Annotated in this window: 12 protein-coding genes and 1 tRNA gene; 5 read left to right on the top strand and 8 right to left on the bottom strand. The window is 66.1% G+C overall.

Annotated features, from left to right (window positions below; genetic code table 11):
- Positions 1 to 11: 11 nt before the first annotated feature.
- The 3 genes from H0X90_RS03790 (at position 12) to H0X90_RS03800 (ending at position 3,785) form a co-directional block, all read left to right on the top strand.
- A complete protein-coding gene (locus H0X90_RS03790) occupies positions 12 to 704 on the top strand; it encodes a response regulator (RefSeq protein ID WP_060212571.1) in 693 nt (230 codons plus the stop codon).
- Positions 701 to 1,324 (top strand): histidine kinase, encoded by a 624-nt coding sequence (locus H0X90_RS03795; RefSeq protein ID WP_077190780.1) that lies wholly within the window; start codon positions 701 to 703, stop codon positions 1,322 to 1,324. The genes H0X90_RS03790 and H0X90_RS03795 overlap by 4 nt, the downstream gene beginning before the upstream one ends.
- A gap of 628 nt (positions 1,325 to 1,952) precedes the next feature.
- On the top strand, positions 1,953 to 3,785 hold the full coding sequence (locus tag H0X90_RS03800) for a protease pro-enzyme activation domain-containing protein (RefSeq protein WP_006489048.1): 1,833 nt from the start codon (positions 1,953 to 1,955) through the stop codon (positions 3,783 to 3,785).
- A gap of 153 nt (positions 3,786 to 3,938) precedes the next feature.
- Here H0X90_RS03800 and H0X90_RS03805 read toward each other — a convergent pair whose 3' ends face one another.
- On the bottom strand, positions 3,939 to 4,589 hold the full coding sequence (locus tag H0X90_RS03805) for a pyridoxamine 5'-phosphate oxidase family protein (RefSeq protein WP_006489063.1): 651 nt from the start codon (positions 4,587 to 4,589) through the stop codon (positions 3,939 to 3,941).
- 233 nt (positions 4,590 to 4,822) lie between these two features.
- Between H0X90_RS03805 and H0X90_RS03810 the strand changes: the two genes are divergently transcribed.
- Positions 4,823 to 6,304: a PLP-dependent aminotransferase family protein gene (locus H0X90_RS03810; RefSeq protein WP_077190782.1), complete on the top strand. Its 1,482-nt coding sequence runs from the start codon at positions 4,823 to 4,825 to the stop codon at positions 6,302 to 6,304.
- 7 nt (positions 6,305 to 6,311) lie between these two features.
- Here the strand turns inward: H0X90_RS03810 and H0X90_RS03815 are convergent, their stop codons facing one another.
- The 7 genes from H0X90_RS03815 to H0X90_RS03845 form a co-directional block, all read right to left on the bottom strand.
- On the bottom strand, positions 6,312 to 7,859 hold the full coding sequence (locus H0X90_RS03815) for a phospholipase D family protein (protein ID WP_006495999.1): 1,548 nt from the start codon (positions 7,857 to 7,859) through the stop codon (positions 6,312 to 6,314).
- Between the two features lie 314 nt (positions 7,860 to 8,173).
- Positions 8,174 to 8,252, bottom strand: a tRNA-Ile gene (locus tag H0X90_RS03820).
- Between the two features lie 138 nt (positions 8,253 to 8,390).
- Positions 8,391 to 10,808 (bottom strand): RNA polymerase sigma factor RpoD, encoded by a 2,418-nt coding sequence (gene rpoD / locus H0X90_RS03825; protein WP_077020949.1) that lies wholly within the window; start codon positions 10,806 to 10,808, stop codon positions 8,391 to 8,393.
- Positions 10,809 to 10,896: 88 nt separating this feature from the next.
- The gene (gene dnaG, locus H0X90_RS03830; protein WP_059722584.1) at positions 10,897 to 12,774 is read right to left on the bottom strand and encodes a DNA primase; all 1,878 of its coding nucleotides are present in this window, start codon (positions 12,772 to 12,774) and stop codon (positions 10,897 to 10,899) included.
- 70 nt (positions 12,775 to 12,844) lie between these two features.
- Entirely contained in the window at positions 12,845 to 13,291 is a 447-nt protein-coding gene (locus H0X90_RS03835; RefSeq protein WP_006489061.1) for a GatB/YqeY domain-containing protein, read from the bottom strand.
- A gap of 194 nt (positions 13,292 to 13,485) precedes the next feature.
- A complete protein-coding gene (gene rpsU / locus H0X90_RS03840) occupies positions 13,486 to 13,698 on the bottom strand; it encodes a 30S ribosomal protein S21 (RefSeq protein ID WP_006479415.1) in 213 nt (70 codons plus the stop codon).
- A gap of 105 nt (positions 13,699 to 13,803) precedes the next feature.
- Positions 13,804 to 15,033, bottom strand: coding sequence for an NAD(P)/FAD-dependent oxidoreductase (locus H0X90_RS03845; protein WP_256604929.1), 1,230 nt, complete (start codon positions 15,031 to 15,033; stop codon positions 13,804 to 13,806).
- Positions 15,034 to 15,154: 121 nt separating this feature from the next.
- Here H0X90_RS03845 and tsaD point away from each other — a divergent pair, with 121 nt between their 5' ends.
- On the top strand, positions 15,155 to 16,195 hold the full coding sequence (gene tsaD / locus H0X90_RS03850; protein WP_006496003.1) for a tRNA (adenosine(37)-N6)-threonylcarbamoyltransferase complex transferase subunit TsaD: 1,041 nt from the start codon (positions 15,155 to 15,157) through the stop codon (positions 16,193 to 16,195).
- The last annotated feature ends 29 nt before the right edge of the window (positions 16,196 to 16,224 follow it).

Raw genomic sequence — 16,224 nt, forward strand, 5'->3', positions numbered from 1 at the left:
CGGCACACTCCATGACGAATTCCCTGATACTGATTGCAGAAGACGAGCCCGACATCTCGGACATTCTCGATGCCTACCTGAAGCACGACGGCTTTCGCACCTATCGCGTCGCCGACGGGCAAGCGGTGCTCGACATGCAACCGCACCTGAAACCCGACCTAATCCTGCTCGACGTGAAGATGCCGCGGAAGAACCGCTGGGACGTGCTCGCCGAGCTGCGACGGCGCGACAACACGCCCATCGTCGTCGTCACCGCGTTCGATCGCGATCTCGACCGGCTGCAGGCGCTGCACGCCGGCGCGGACGACTACATCGTCAAGCCGTTCAACCCGGCCGAGGTCGTCGCGCGATTGCGCGCGATCCTGCGCCGGTCGGCCGCGCCGCCGACCATGCGCATGCTGCGCGTCGGCGACCTCGAGATCGACACCGACAGCTATCTGGCCCGCGTGCGCACGGCCGGCACCGAGGTGCCGATCACGCTGACGCTGACGGAGTTCCGGCTGCTCGCGCACATGGCGAGATCGCCGAGCCGCGTGTTCACGCGCGGCGAGTTGCTCGATGCGTGCATGGCCGACGTCAGTGCGCTGGAGCGCACGGTCGACAGCCACATCTGCAGGCTGCGCAAGAAGCTCGAACAGGCCGGCGCGCCGGGCATGCCCGAGGTGATGCGCGGCGTCGGCTACCGACTGCGGGGCGTGCAGTGACGCTGCCGGCAAGACCCGGCCGGCACATCGGGCGGGCGATCGGCACGGGCGCGCTCGTCGTCGTGCTGCTCGCCTGCACCGTCGCGTGCTTCGTCTACGCCGCGCCTACGCCGGCCGCGTTGCCACACGACGCGACCGCCGGCGCGATGATCCGCAGTGCGTCCCCTTACCTGGTGCCGGCGACGGTGCTGTTCGTCTGCCTGCTGGCCGCGGCATTCGACCTGGTCAGGTCGATCCGCCGGATGCTCGCGACGCTCGACGCCATGGCGGATACCGCCGGCCGGATCGTCGCCGGCGATCCGTCGGCGCGCATCATTTCCCGCGACGGCTGCCCGGCCGACGTGGCTCGTTTCATCGAGCACTTCAATGCGATGACTCATGCAATGAAACGTACGAATCCATCCGATGCGACGGTCACCGTCGCCAGCAGCAGTCGCGTCACGCGCACCCGGCTCGCCGAACTCGAAACCCGGCTCGACGCCATCAGGACGCTCGCCTCCGATGCGGATGCTGCGTCGCGCGACGCGCTGCTTCAGCATGTCGACGCGCTGTTCCGGTTCGTCGACGACCTTCAGTTGGCCGAACGAGAGGCCGCGGCCATTCGAGTATTTCCTCGATAACGGCCGGCCGTTTCCAAACACATCGGAAATGATCGGCGAGTCGTTTTCGGCATTACCTGCATCGCGGGTTTTGAACATTACAAAACACCGCCAATCTTTTCAAAATCATTTCGGTTTATTCGATTTAATTTAGTTTCATATAATCAAAAAAAGTTTGACACCGCGCTTTCGTTCTTGATACCGTCCGATGCAAGCAATCCGACGGATTGCCTGCTACGCAAACGATTCCGCTCCACGTTTTTTCGCTTCCGCTGCACCGAAGTACGCGCCGTCGAATGATTCGTTCGCACGCCGGCGCGTGCCGCATCCCGATGCATTTCACTGGACGGCTGCCACCGGCAGCGGGCCGAAGGATCGAATCAAATGAGCAGGACAACGAAGCTGTTGCTCTAGCAACCCCGCCCGCGCCGGATCCGGCGCGACTGCCCCGCCTCGCGGCGCAGCCTTTCCGTTACCGCGTTTTCCGTATTTCGCCCCCGGAGACAAACCGCTTTCCGGATCGGGCGAAAGGCCCTGTCGCGTCCGTGCCATCCGCCCGCATGCGGCAGAAAGCGGCGGTGCATGACCCGCACCGCTGTCGACCGTTGTTGTTGGTGCCGTTCGATGTTCAACCGGAGGGGTAATTCAAATGAATCAGGTTGCAAACAAGAAACACAAGCACATTCGCCTCGTCAAACTCGCATTCGCCGCCGCGGCAGCCGCTTCGTTCGGCATGGCGACCGCCCATGCCGCGCCCGCGGCCGGCTGGACGGAAACGCGTACCAAGGGCTTCCTGCCGCTCGTGCAGCAAAACGAAGCCGGTACGGCCGGCGCGCCCGCCGCCAGCACCGCCGCCGCTGCCGCCGCGGCCATCGACATGGCGCCGGGCGAATCGGTGGACATCGTGCTCGGGCTGAACCTGCGCAACGAAGCCCAGCTCGACCAGTACCTGCGCGACCTGCATACGCCGGGCTCGCCGCACTACCGGCAGTTCCTCACGCCCGCGCAATTCGCCGCGCAATATGCGCCGACCGACCAGCAGGTCGCCTCCGTCGTCGCCCATCTGCGCAAGGCGGGCTTCGTGAACATCGTGGTCGCGCCGAACCGGCTGCTGGTCTCCGCGTCCGGCACCGCGGCAACCGTCCAGTCCGCGTTCCGCACCACCCTCAAGCGCTTCACGCGCAACGGCCGCAGCGTCTATGCGAACACCGACGCCGCGCAAGTGCCGAACGCGATCGGCAACATCGTCGGCGCGGTGCTGGGCCTGCAGAACGTCGAGTTGATGCATACCGGCGCGGGCAGCAAGCCGCAAGGCAACACCAGCAACCTGACGATCCCCGCCGGCGCGTCGGCGGTGCCGCACAACCCGACCGAGTTCTCGTCGATCTACGGCGGCGACGGCACGCCGACGGCGTCGCAAACCACGGTCGGCATCATCTCCGAAGGCGACCTGTCGCAGACGGTGAGCGACCTCAATACGTTCGCCGCGAACAACGGCCTCGGCACGATCAGCAGCAGCATCGTGAAGACGGGCCCGTCCGGCAGCTCGTACACCGACACCGACGGCACCGTCGAATGGAACCTCGACAGCCAGTCGATCGTCGGCACGGCCGGCGGCAGCGTGAAGCAGGTCGTGTTCTACACCGCGCCGTCGATGACGCTCACCGCGATCACGGCCGCGTACAACAAGGCCGTGACCGACAACGTCGCGAAGGTGATCAACGTGTCGCTCGGCGTGTGCGAATCATCCGCGTACAGCACCGGCTCGCAGGCGACCGACGACACCATCTTCAAGCAGGCGGTCGCGCAAGGGCAGACCTTCTCCGTTTCCGCCGGCGACCACGGCGCGTACGAATGCGCGAGCGGCACGCCGTCGCGCTCGACCTACACGGTGAGCGAGCCGGCCACGTCGCCGTACGTGATCGCGGTAGGCGGCACGACGCTGTTCACCAACACGTCGACCAACGCGTACAACAGTGAAATCGTGTGGAACGACCCGAGCTGGCAGCCGGGCACCGTGTGGTCGACGGGCGGCGGATACAGCAAGTACGAAGCCGCGCCGACGTGGCAGTCGTCGACCCTCACCGGTTCGACCAAGCGCGCGCTGCCCGACGTCGGCTTCGACGCCGACCTGCGCACCGGTGCGATTCTCGTCGTGAACGGCCAGACGTCCGACACGCTGTGGGGGTCGGGCTACCTGAACAACGAAGGCGGCACGAGCCTCGCCGCACCGATCTTCACGGGCATCTGGGCGCGGCTGCAGTCGGCCAACAACAATGCGCTCGGGTTCCCCGCGTCGAGCATCTACAAGTACTTCCCGACCAACGCGGCGCTGCTGCACGACGTCACGTCCGGCAACAACGGCAGCGGCACTTACGGCTACAAGGCGAAGGCCGGCTGGGATGCGACGACGGGCTTCGGCAGCGTGAACATCTCGAAGCTGAACGCGTTCATCCAGAGCACGTCGGATTTCGCGCGTTGACGGGTCGTTGACCGAACCGGTTGCGTGAGCAGGCGCGCGACGTCTCTCACGCAACCGCGTCCGGCTACCCGCGAAGGCTGCGAAGCCGTCGCGGGTTTTCCGCATGCTGCGCCGTCTCGCCTTAGCCGATGCGGGCCCACTCCGCTACGCCGCTCAATCGGCCCAGTTCCGGACGTAGTCCGGCACCGCCACGTTGCCGTCCGCATGGACCGGTGCGCCGCGTGTCGTCTTCAGCGGCAGGATCCCGGCCCAGACCGCCAGCCCGAGATCCTCGTCCTTGTCGGACGGCAGCGAATCGCTGATTTTCACGGCCGCTTCCGCCATCGAAATCCGCAGCACGCGGGTCGCGTCGAGTTCCTTCGAATTGCCCGGCCGCGCTTCATGCTTGCGGCCCGGCGCGATCTTGTCCATCAACGCATCCAGCGCGGCGCGTTTTTCTGCACTGCTGTCGATCACGTCGAACTGCCCGTAGATCACCGCGGATCGATAGTTCATCGAATGATTGAAGGCCGAGCGGGCCAGCACGAGGCCGTCCAGCAGCGTCATCGCGACACAAGCCTGCGCGCCGGCCGACAGTGCCTTGATCATCCGGCTGCCGTTGGAGCCGTGGATATAGAGCGCGTCGCCCCTTCTCCAGTGCGCGGTCGGGATGCAGTGCGTGTTCTGCCCGTCGCCGAACGCGATGTGACAGACGTACGCGTCGTCCACGATGTGGTGGAGCATCGTGCGATCGTGGCTCGCCAGTTCGGGCAGGCGACGAATGGTCGTACGCGAGGTGGAAGAGAGCGTGGTCTGGTCGTTCATATATCTGTACTGCGAAATTAATCGTATCGGCATCGTGCCGACTCCATGCCCGAGGCGCGATCGGGCCGCCCGTCGACAGTCGCCGGCCGAATCGAGCAAAATACGCGCGTACCGCAAGTCGCGCCGTCACTCAAAATCCGCGTGTACCGGCCTGCCCCGCGAGAACGTGAACGATACGATGCGCGCGGCGTCTTCGAAAGAACCAGCACAAGGAAAATTTCTGGAACCAGCCCATGGATCTCGCGCTGCTCATCTCGTCGCTTGCCGGACAGGACGGCGCGACCACGCATAGTCGGCAGGAAGCCCTCTACCGGAGCCTGCGCAGCATGCTGCTGGACGGACACCTGCCGCCCGGCACGCGGCTCGCGTCGACGCGCGTGCTCGCGGCCGAGCTGGGCATCGCGCGCAATTCCGCGGTCTATGCGTACGAGCGCCTGGCCGAGGAAGGCTTCGTGGCCGCCACGCGCAACGGCACGATCACGCGATGGGACGGCCGCACCCACCCGAGCGCCGGCCATGAAGACGGCTCCGCACCGGTCCGCCTGTCGGCGCGCGTGCACGGGCTGGAAAATGCCGATCCCGAGCCCGAGCGCATGCTGCCGTTCGTTCCCGGCCTGCCGTCGCTCGACGAATTTCCGGTTGCCCAGTGGCGCCGTTGCATCGAGCGCGCATGGAAGACCATCACGCCGGCCCGGCTCGCGTACGGGCCGGTCGAAGGGCTGCCCGAGCTTCGACGCGCGGTGGCCGCGTACATTCGCGTCTCGCGCGGCGTGCGCTGCGACACGGGCCAGGTATTCATCACCGACGGCACGCAGAGCAGCCTCGAATTGTGCTCGCGCATGCTCGCGAATCCCGGCGAAAACGGCTGGCTCGAGAACCCGTGCTACAACGGCGCGAGGACCGCGTTCCGCTCGACCGGCCTGAATCTCGTGCCGATCGAGGTCGATCGCGACGGCATGGCGCCGACCGACGAGCAGTGGCGCACTCGCCCGCCCCGGCTGATCTATACGACGCCGTCGCACCAGTACCCGCTCGGCGCGCTGATGAGCCCCGAGCGGCGCACGGCGCTCGTCGAGCGCGCCCGCGCCTGCGGTGCGTGGATCATCGAGGACGACTACGACAGCGAATTCCGTCACGGCGGCCAGCCGCTGCCCGCGATCCAGGGCCTGCATGCCGACGCGCCGGTGTGCTATCTCGGCACGTTCAGCAAGACGATGTTTCCGGCCCTTCGGCTCGGCTTCATGGTGGTGCCGCCGGTGCTGGTCGACCGCTTCACGAGAACGCTGCGCGAACTGGTCCATCGCGGCCATTCGGCCGACCAGCTGGCGATGGCCGAATTCATCGATACCGGCCTCTTTGCGCGGCACCTGCGGAAGATGCGGGCGCGCTACGCGGACCGGCGCAGCTGCCTCGAAGCGGCACTCGCGCGCCATCTCGGCACGTCGCTGAGCGTGCGGGAAAGCCCGGGCGGCATGCATCTCTCCGCGGATCTCGCCGCGCCGCTGCACGATACCGACGTCGCGCGGGCGGCAGCCGCGGAAGGCTTGCTGCTGCAACCGCTGAGCAGCTACTGCATCGGCGACGGCCGCCGCGGCGACGGCCGCCGATACAACGGCTTCGTGCTCGGCTATTCAGGGCTGAGCGACGCGACGATCGAGACAGCGGCGATGCAGTTCGCGGCCGTCATCGACCGGCACCGCCGCGCGCGGCGCTGAATGTCGCTCACAGTTGCGATTCGATCGGAAACAGCCCGAGAAACCACACTTCCATCCGCCGCGCGGCGGACACCTCCGGCTCGTGATCGATCTCGGTGACCTTCCCGCCATCGGTCTGAATCCACTTCAGTCGCCCTTTGCCGGCCGGATCGGTTCTCGGCTCGACACGCCAGGCGATCTGGTCGAGTCGCCCTTCCAGGTCGTTGGCGACCTGCGATGCAATCGCCGGGCTCTCGCAGTAAACGCCGATTTCCGTATTGAGGTTCAACGAGCGCGGATCGAGATTCATCGACCCGATGAAGATGCTCTTGTGATCGAACACGTAGGTCTTCGCATGCAGCGACGCGCGCGACGAGCCGATGATCACTTGCTTCGAAATGCTCTTGTCGCCCGATGGCCGGCGCTCGTAAAGCCGCACGCCCGCATTCACCAGATCGCTTCGATAGCGCCGGTAGCCGGCATGCACGGCCGCCACGTCGGTCGACGCGAGCGAATTGGTCAGCACCGTCACGCGCACGCCGCGCGCCGTCAGCGCGCGCAGCCGCTCGACGACGTCCTTGCCCGGCACGAAATACGGCGACACGATCAGCAGGTCGTGCTGCGGCTGCAACGCGAGCGCACGCAACTGCGGCATCAGATGCCCGTCGCTGTCCTTTGGCGCGTGCGCGATCTTCGACGGATCGTCGTACAGCACCGTCGCATGCCCCCACGACAGCGCCGTGCCCTGCCCATGGACGATCCGGTCGAGCCGCTGCCGGGCTTCCAGCACGTACGGATTGTCCTCCATGGCCCGCAGGTAGTCGCGCAGCCGTTCGCGCTCGCGGTCGAGCCCCCCTGGCGCCGCATCGTGGCCGACCAGCGTATCGACCGGATACGCGTACGGCGAATTCCAGAACGTGTCGAATTCGGTCGAGATGTCCTTCACGACCGGGCCGTGAACCACGACGTCGAGATCGCCGAATTCCAGCATCGACGACGCGCCGAAGTACTCGTCGCCGATATTGCGGCCGCCGACGATCGCCGCCTGGTTGTCCGCGATCATCGCCTTGTTGTGCATGCGCCGGTTGACGCGCGAGAACTCGAATACCGTGCCGAGCTTCTTGAACCGGCGCGTGGCCACCGGATTGAACAGCCGGATCTCGATGTTCGGATGCGCGCTGATCTCGAGCAGCTTGCGGTCGTCCGCGTTGGTGCCGAGATCGTCGAGCAGCGCGCGCACGCGCACGCCGCGATCGGCCGCGCGGATGACCGCATCGGCCAGTTCGTGGCCGGTCAGGTCGTCGTGCCAGATGTAGTACTGAAGGTCAAGCGAGCGGTCGGCGCGATCGGCGAGCAACACGCGGGCGTCCAGCGCATCGACCGGATCGGTCAGCAAATGAAATGCGTCCTGCCCGGGATGCGTACCGGCCTGCTGCCGGAACGCGGCGCCGAGCCGCGTATCGTCCGTATCGGTGAATGCATGGGTCGGCGCGCGATCGGCCTGCGGCGGAAGACTGGCGCACGCGACGAGCGCCAGCGACGAGAGAATCGCACCCCACGAACGCAGCATGGTCATGATGGCCGCCCCTCACGGTCGGGCAAAGTTGGTTGGTGTTTGTTCTCGCTGCCCGATCGCGCGCGGCGCGGGTCGGCGGTCGCGCGCTCGACGGGAATCCGGTCGTGCGCGGCGGTCGCGCCACAGCATACTTCGATTGACAGCGGGACGGCACGCCCTCCGTGTTTCCCCGGTGGCGGCAATACGACATGCGGCGCCGACGTGCACCCGTTCAACGCGTTCGACACATTCGGACCGCACACAAAGAAAAACCCGCGACGCATGATGCCATCGCGGGTTTTGCGACGTTCCGCGATCGCTCGAGGAACGTAATCTGGTGGGCCCCCCGGGAGTCGAACCCGGCACCAACGAATTATGAGTTCGCTGCTCTAACCAAGCATGAGCTAGGGGCCCAGACGAGAAGCGCGGCGTGCTACACGCCACCCCGACAACGAAGCCGGGCCGGCATTGTAACAACAAAGACGACAGAGGGAACGAACGCCACCGGCATCATGCGGATACCGGCGGCGTTCGTAACGGAGACGCTGGAAATCAGTTCCCTTCGAGGAACGACTTCAGCTTGTCGGAACGGCTCGGGTGACGCAGCTTGCGCAGCGCCTTGGCTTCGATCTGACGGATCCGCTCGCGCGTGACGTCGAACTGCTTGCCGACTTCCTCGAGCGTGTGATCGGTGCTCATCTCGATACCGAAACGCATCCGCAGCACCTTCGCCTCGCGCGGCGTCAGCGAATCGAGCACGTCCTTCACGACGTCGCGCATGCTGGCATGCAGCGCGGCATCCGCCGGCGCGACCGTGTTGGTGTCCTCGATGAAGTCGCCGAGATGGGAATCGTCGTCGTCACCGATCGGCGTTTCCATCGAGATCGGCTCCTTCGCGATCTTCATGATCTTGCGGATCTTGTCTTCCGGCATCTCCATCTTCTCGGCGAGCGTTGCCGGATCCGGCTCGAGACCGGTTTCCTGCAGGATCTGCCGCGAGATGCGGTTCATCTTGTTGATCGTTTCGATCATGTGAACCGGAATACGGATCGTGCGCGCCTGGTCCGCGATCGAGCGCGTGATGGCCTGACGGATCCACCACGTCGCATAGGTCGAGAACTTGTAGCCGCGACGGTATTCGAACTTGTCCACCGCCTTCATCAGGCCGATGTTGCCTTCCTGGATCAGGTCGAGGAACTGCAGGCCGCGGTTCGTGTACTTCTTCGCGATCGAGATCACGAGACGCAGGTTGGCCTCGGTCATTTCGCGCTTCGCCTGACGTGCCTTCAATTCGCCGGCCGCCATCTGACGGTTGGTTTCCTTCAGGTCCTTCAGCGGCAGCACGACGCGCGCCTGCAGGTCGAGCAGGCGTTGCTGCTGTTCGCGGATCGCCGGGACGTTACGCGACAGCACCGCGCTGTACGAATGGCCTTCCGCGGTGATCTTCTCGGCCCAGTCGAGATCCGTCTCGTTGCCCGGGAAGCGCGCGATGAATTCCGAGCGCGGCATGCCGCACTTGTCGACGACGATGTGCAGGATCTGACGCTCGACCTGACGCACTTCGTCCACCTGCGCACGCAGCGTGTCGCACAGGCGTTCGACGGTACGCGCGGTGAAGCGGATCGTCATCAGCTCGCTCTGGATCGTTTCCTGCGCCTTCAGGTAGGCCTTCGACTTGTAGCCTTCCTTCTCGAATGCGCGGCGCATCTTGTCGAACCACTCGCTGATCTGCGAGAACTTCTCGAGCGACGCGCGCTTGAGGGCTTCGAGCTGGGCGGCGTTCGCCGATGCCTGCGCGGCACCGTCGTCTTCCTCCTCTTCCTCTTCTTCCTCTTCCTCTTCGGCTTCCTCGTCCTCGTTCTCGATCGCTTCCGCTTCCTTCGCGGAGAAACCGTCCGTATCGGCGGCGTCCGCAGCATTCGGATCGAGCAGGCCGTCGACGAGCTCGTCGACGCGGATCTCTTCGTTCGCGACGCGTTCGGCCATCGCGAGGATGTCGGCGATCGTCGTCGGGCACGCGGAGATGGCCATCACCATGTGGCGCAGGCCGTCCTCGATCCGCTTCGCGATCTCGATTTCGCCTTCGCGCGTGAGCAGCTCGACCGTGCCCATCTCGCGCATGTACATCCGGACCGGATCGGTCGTGCGGCCGAATTCCGAATCGACGGTGGACAGCGCGACTTCCGCTTCCTCTTCGACTTCATCGTCCGACGACGCGGCGGGCGCGTTGTCGTTCAGGAGCAGCGTTTCCGCGTCCGGCGCCTGCTCGTAAACCGCCACGCCCATGTCGTTGAACGTGCCGATGATGCCCTCGAGGGCTTCGGTCTCGGTGAAGTTGTCCGGCAGGTGGTCGTTGATTTCGGCGTACGTCAGGAAGCCGCGCTCCTTGCCGAGCTTGATCAGCGCGCGCAGTTTCACGCGGCGCTCTTCGAGCTCCTCGGCCGTGCCCGGCGTGCTCGTCGCGAACGCTTCCTTCAGCAGCGCCTTTTCCTTGGCGCGACGATCGCGCACCTTGGATTTGCCCGGTGCAGCCGCGGCTGCGGGCTGCTCGTCGCTCTGATTTGCGTCGTCTTCGACGGATACTTCGTTCAGCTTTTTGGTCATGGAGTTCGCCGTACCGGCTATATCGACTCGCGGCTGCTGGACGACAGCCGGTTGAACCGTGGGTGCATGAGTAGTACGTACTGCCGTTTCGTCCGCGTCGGCAGTCGTGTCCCTTGCGCTTTTCGCACTTGCCCGCTTCGCCGCCGGCTTGGCCGGCCCGGAGTCGGGTCTGGCGGCAGCCCGTGTTCTGGCTGCCGGCGCCGGCGCAGCCTGAGCAGTGCCGGCCGCGGTTTTCTTTCCTGCAGGGGCTGACGTGGCTGAAGACGTTGTCCTGGTGGAAGAAGCAGACTTGGCCGCTGTGACCTTCTTGGTCGGCTCCGTCGAGCCCTTGCCTGTTGCTTTCTTTCCGCCTGTCGTCTTTGCCATCGCGATTCTCGCCTCTGCTTAGAAAACAAACCGCTGGAAACCTTATATTATAGCACGCTGGGGAGCCCTCTCTAAGCGCCCCGGCCGCCTACAGCCCGAGCCGACGCTTCATGTCGGTTCGCTGCTGGTTCAATTCCGTCAATTCGGCCAATTCCTCGGGGGTGAAGGTGGATTGCCGCGCCAGCCTGTCCAGCCGGTCGCAGCAGGCGTCGTAGCGCATCTTGAGCACTGCTGCCTGCAGCTCCTCCCCCGCAATCCGCTCCTGCTCACGTTGCCGCTCGGGCACCGTCTCGTCTTCCGGATTCTGTAACAGCAAATCGCGGACGTTTTCATCATAGTCCAGAATTTCGCGGAAGATTTCCTCGTAAGTCGCCCCGTTCGAGGACGTCCTCAGGACATCCGACAGCAGCCGGAACTCCGCGCCGTCGCCCAGCGCACGCGCATGATCGACGACTTCCGCGAACAGCTCGCCGATGCGCGGCAGCGCGCGCAGGGTCGCAATCTGTTCGTCGTCGAGCTGCGATGCGACGCGCGGATGCATCACCAGCGTGCGCAGCGCGCGCTTTTCGCTGTCCGTCACGCGGCGCCGCTCGCTGCGCGCGGGCGCCTGGCGCGGCGGCGTCGCGATGCGCGTGTCGACGTCCGACAGCCCCGCGACCTCCTCGAACGGGATATCGAGGCGGTCGGCGAACATGTGCATGATCTGCGCGCGCAACGCGTTCGCGGGCAGCGCCTGCAACAGCGGCTTCGCATCGAACAGCGCCTTCGCACGGCCTTCCGGCTGATCGAGCGCCTTGCCGGCAATCGCTTCGTTCAACAGAAATTGCGACAGCGGCATCGCGCGCTCGACCTGCTCGGAGAACGCCTCCGCGCCGAACTCGCGCACGTAGCTGTCCGGATCGTGCTCGGCCGGCAGAAAAAGGAACCGGATCGTCCGGTTGTCGCCCGCATGCGGCAGGCATGCCTCGAGCGCGCGCCGCGCCGCGCGCCGCCCGGCCGAATCGCCGTCGAAACTGAAAATGACCGTGTCGGTCTGGCGCAGCAGCTTCTGCACGTGAATCGGCGTGCACGCGGTGCCGAGCGTCGCGACCGCGTTCGGAAAGCCGAGCTGCGCGAGCGCGACGACGTCCATGTAGCCTTCGACGACCAGCACGTACTTGCGCTCGCGAATCGCGAGGCGCGCCTCGAACAGCCCGTACAGCTCGCTGCCCTTGTTGAACAGCGGGGTTTCGGGCGAGTTCAGGTACTTCGGTTCGCCGCTGCCGAGCACGCGGCCGCCAAACCCGATCACCTGCCCCTTCACGTTGCGGATCGGGAACATGATCCGCTCGCGGAACCGGTCGTAGCGGCGCGCGACGCCCTGCGCGTCGGTTTTCTCGCTGACGATCACGAGCCCCGCCTCGACGAGCGACTCGTCGCGATAGTCCGGGAACGCGGCCTCGAGGTTCTGCCAGCCGTCCGGCGCATAGCCGAGCCCGAAGCGCGCGGCGATCTCGCCGGTCAGGCCCCGGTTCTTCAGGTACTGGATCGCGACGGTCGCGCCGCGCAACTGCTTGCGATAGTAGTCGCACGCCGCCGTCATCGCGTCGGACAGCGCGGTCGCCACCGATTTCGACACGGGCGCCGGATAGTCGCCGCCACCGCCGCCCCCCCCACCGCCGCCGCGCATCGACGGCTCGTGCGGCACGGTCAGGCCGACGGACTGCGCGAGTTCCTGCACGGCCTCCGGGAACGTGAGCCCCGCATGTTCCATCAGGAAGCCGATCGCCGTGCCGTGCGCGCCGCAACCGAAGCAGTGATAGAACTGCTTGGTCGGACTGACGGTAAACGACGGGCTCTTCTCGTTATGGAACGGGCACAACCCCATGAAGTTGGCGCCGCCCTTCTTGAGCTGCACGTACCGACCCACCACGTCGACGATATCGACGCGGTTCAGCAAATCCTGCAGGAACGAATGCGGAATCACCGTGGGATCGAGCGAAAAAAGACAATACGACTCCCGGCGCACGCATCGCTGGGCGCGCCGGGAACGGGCTTTACTTCGTGAGCGCAGCCTTGACCTGCGCGGAAACGGCCGTCATGTCGGCACGGCCGGCGAGCTTGGCCTTCAGCACGCCCATCACCTTGCCCATGTCCTGCGGGCCGGCTGCGCCGGTTTGCGCGACCGCCGCCTGGACTTCGGCCGCCACTTCGGCGTCCGACAGTTGCGCGGGCATGTAGCCGCCCAGCACGGTCAGCTCGGCCTGCTCCTTCGCGACGAGATCGTCGCGGCCGGCCGCCTGGAACTGGCTGATCGAATCCTTGCGCTGCTTGATCATCTTGTCGATCACGGCCGTGATGCCCGCGTCGTCGAGCGTGACCCGATCATCGACTTCGCGCTGCTTGATCGCGGCCATCAGCAGGCGAATCGTTGCCAGGCGCTCGCTGTCCTTCGCGCGCATCGCGGCCTTCATGTCTTCGCTGATCTGCTCTTTCAAACTCATCTTTCACCCGGGATGGAAACGTGAATCCGACGCCCGCGAACGGGCGTCAACACAAAAACCCGCTTGGGACAGTGTCTCAAGCGGGTTGCTCGAATCCGGCATCGGCGACTCGCCGCCTGATCGGTTGCGCGATCGCACCCGATCGCACGGAGTCGCCGGTGCGCCGCTCAGCGAACCGCGCGGCGCCCAATCGTTCAGTACAGCTTCTTCGGCAGCGTCTGGCTGCGAATACGCTTGTAATGACGCTTCACCGCAGCAGCCTTCTTGCGCTTGCGTTCTGCGGTCGGCTTCTCATAAAACTCGCGCGCGCGAAGCTCGGTCAGCAGACCGTTCTTCTCGATCGTGCGCTTGAAGCGACGCATTGCAACTTCGAACGGCTCGTTCTCTTTAACGCGAATGATCGTCATGATCCGACACGAATAAAGGTTTGCAGGGAAAGACTACCGAGTATAGCAGAGCGATTGCCCAAAGGCACGGGGCCGGGCCCCGCCAACCGGGCGCCGGCCGGCGCGTCAGGCGCCGCGCGCGTACTCGGCCGCGGCCTGCCCGGCCGCCGTGCCGGACGCCCATGCCCACTGGAAGTTGTAGCCGCCGAGCCAGCCCGTCACGTCCACCGCCTCGCCGACGAAGAACAGCCCCGGCACGCGCGCGCTCATCATCGTCGCCGACGACAACTCGCGCGTATCGACCCCGCCCTTCGTCACTTCGGCCTTCTTGTAGCCTTCGGTGCCGTTCGGCGTCAGCGTCCAGCCGGACAGCGCGTCGCCGATCTGGCGCAGCGTCTTGTCCGGCAGGTCCGCGAGTCGCGCGTCGGCCGCGACGCGATGCGTGTCGAGCCACGCATGCGCGAGGCGCGACGGCACCCAGTCGGCGAGCAGCGAACCGATCTGACGCTTCGACGTGCGTTTCGCGTCGAGCAGGTCGGCCACCGTATCGCGCTGCGGCAGCAGGTCGACGCGAATCGGATCGCCGGGCTGCCAATAGCTCGAGATCTGCAGGATGCCCGGCCCGGACAGCCCGCGATGGGTCAGCAGCAGGTCCTCGACGAATTCGCCGCCGCGCTTCTTGTCGCCGGTCGAAACGCGCACTTCGAGCGATACGCCGGACAGCGGCGCGAACGGCGCCCAGTCCTGCGGCGCGAACGTCAGCGGCACGAGCGCCGGCCGCGTATCGACAAGTTTGTGGCCGAACTGCTTCGCGAGCCGGTAGCCGAAGTCGGTCGCGCCGATCTTCGGGATCGACAGGCCGCCGGTCGCGACGATCAGCGCGCGCGCACCGATCGGCCCCGCCTGCTGCGTGTCGAGCGTGAAGCCGTCGGATGGCGCATGGCGCACCGCGTCGACGACGACGGGCCGGCGCCACGCGATGCCGCCCGCGTCGCACTCGTGCTTCAGCACGTCGATGATCGCGTCGCTGCCGTGGTCGCAAAAAAGCTGCCCCTTGTGCTTTTCGTGCCAGGTCACGTGATGGCGCTTGAGCAGCCCGAGGAAGTCGCGCGGCGTATAGCGCGCGAGCGCCGAGCGTGCGAAATGCGGATTCGACGACAGGTAGTTGTCGGGCCCGGCGTACAGGTTCGTGAAATTGCAGCGGCCGCCGCCCGAGATGCGGATTTTCTCGGCAAGCCGCGGCGCGTGATCGAGCAGCACCACGCGGCGGCCGAGCTGCCCGGCGACCGCGGCGCTCATCATGCCGGCGGCGCCCGCGCCGATCACGGCGATGTCATAGGTTTCCATGGCGCGGATTGTACCTGCCCGGCATCGGGCCCGGGCCGCCGCCAGCGGCCGCCTGCCCTCGCCTGCTATACTTTCCGGTTACGTTGACCTACCTGCGGCGCGTCCGAAACGGCGTGCCCCGCCCTCACCCATGCTCGTTCTCGGCATCGAAAGCTCCTGCGACGAAACCGGCCTCGCGCTCTACGACACGCAGCGAGGCCTGCTCGCGCACGCGCTCCATTCGCAGATCGCGATGCACCGCGACTACGGCGGCGTCGTGCCCGAGCTCGCGTCGCGCGACCACATCCGCCGCGCGCTGCCGTTGCTCGAGGAAGTGATGGCCCAAAGCGGCACGCGCCGCGACGACATCGACGCGATCGCGTTCACGCAGGGCCCCGGCCTCGCCGGCGCGCTGCTGGTCGGCGCGAGCATCGCGAATGCGCTCGCGCTCGCGTGGAACAAGCCGACCGTCGGCATCCATCACCTCGAAGGCCATCTGCTGTCGCCGTTGCTGGTCGACGCGCCGCCGCCGTTCCCGTTCGTCGCGCTGCTGGTGTCCGGCGGCCACACGCAGCTGATGCGCGTGACCGACGTCGGCGTGTACGAGACGCTCGGCGAAACACTCGACGACGCGGCCGGCGAAGCGTTCGACAAAACCGCGAAACTGATCGGCCTCGGCTACCCGGGCGGCCCGGAAGTATCGAAGCTCGCCGAAACGGGCACGCCGGGCGCGGTCGTGCTGCCGCGCCCGATGCTGCATTCGGGCGATCTCGACTTCAGCTTCAGCGGCCTGAAGACGGCCGTGCTCACGCAGATGAAGAAATTCGAAGCGGCGAAGCTCGACGGCGAAGCGCTCGAACGCGCGAAGGCCGACCTCGCGCGCGGCTTCGTCGATGCGGCCGTCGACGTACTCGTCGCGAAGTCGCTCGCCGCGCTGAAGAAGACGAAGCTCAAGCGCCTCGTGGTCGCGGGTGGCGTCGGCGCGAACCGCCAGTTGCGCGCGGCACTGTCGGCGGCCGCGGCCAAGCGCGGCTTCGACGTGCACTACCCCGATCTCGCGCTCTGCACCGACAACGGCGCGATGATCGCGCTCGCGGGCGCACTGCGGCTCGGCCGCTGGCCCGAACAGGCGAATGCCGACTACGCGTTCACGGTGAAGCCGCGCTGGGATCTCGCATCGCTCGCGGGCTGACTCGCGTCACGCGCCACCACCGGCAGGAA

The sequence above is a fragment of the Burkholderia sp. 9775_39 genome (assembly GCF_015712225.1).
Classification (GTDB): domain Bacteria; phylum Pseudomonadota; class Gammaproteobacteria; order Burkholderiales; family Burkholderiaceae; genus Burkholderia; species Burkholderia cenocepacia.

Excerpts from the sequence above, each read along its gene's own strand:
- H0X90_RS03790 (WP_060212571.1), top strand. The coding sequence starts at position 12 with ATGACGAATTCCCTGATACTGATTGCAGAAGACGAGCCCGACATCTCG.
- H0X90_RS03800 (WP_006489048.1), top strand. The coding sequence starts at position 1,953 with ATGAATCAGGTTGCAAACAAGAAACACAAGCACATTCGCCTCGTCAAA.
- H0X90_RS03805 (WP_006489063.1), bottom strand. The coding sequence starts at position 4,589 with ATGAACGACCAGACCACGCTCTCTTCCACCTCGCGTACGACCATTCGT.
- H0X90_RS03810 (WP_077190782.1), top strand. The coding sequence starts at position 4,823 with ATGGATCTCGCGCTGCTCATCTCGTCGCTTGCCGGACAGGACGGCGCG.
- H0X90_RS03815 (WP_006495999.1), bottom strand. The coding sequence starts at position 7,859 with ATGACCATGCTGCGTTCGTGGGGTGCGATTCTCTCGTCGCTGGCGCTC.
- rpoD (WP_077020949.1), bottom strand. The coding sequence starts at position 10,808 with ATGGCAAAGACGACAGGCGGAAAGAAAGCAACAGGCAAGGGCTCGACG.
- H0X90_RS03835 (WP_006489061.1), bottom strand. The coding sequence starts at position 13,291 with ATGAGTTTGAAAGAGCAGATCAGCGAAGACATGAAGGCCGCGATGCGC.
- rpsU (WP_006479415.1), bottom strand. The coding sequence starts at position 13,698 with ATGACGATCATTCGCGTTAAAGAGAACGAGCCGTTCGAAGTTGCAATG.
- tsaD (WP_006496003.1), top strand. The coding sequence starts at position 15,155 with ATGCTCGTTCTCGGCATCGAAAGCTCCTGCGACGAAACCGGCCTCGCG.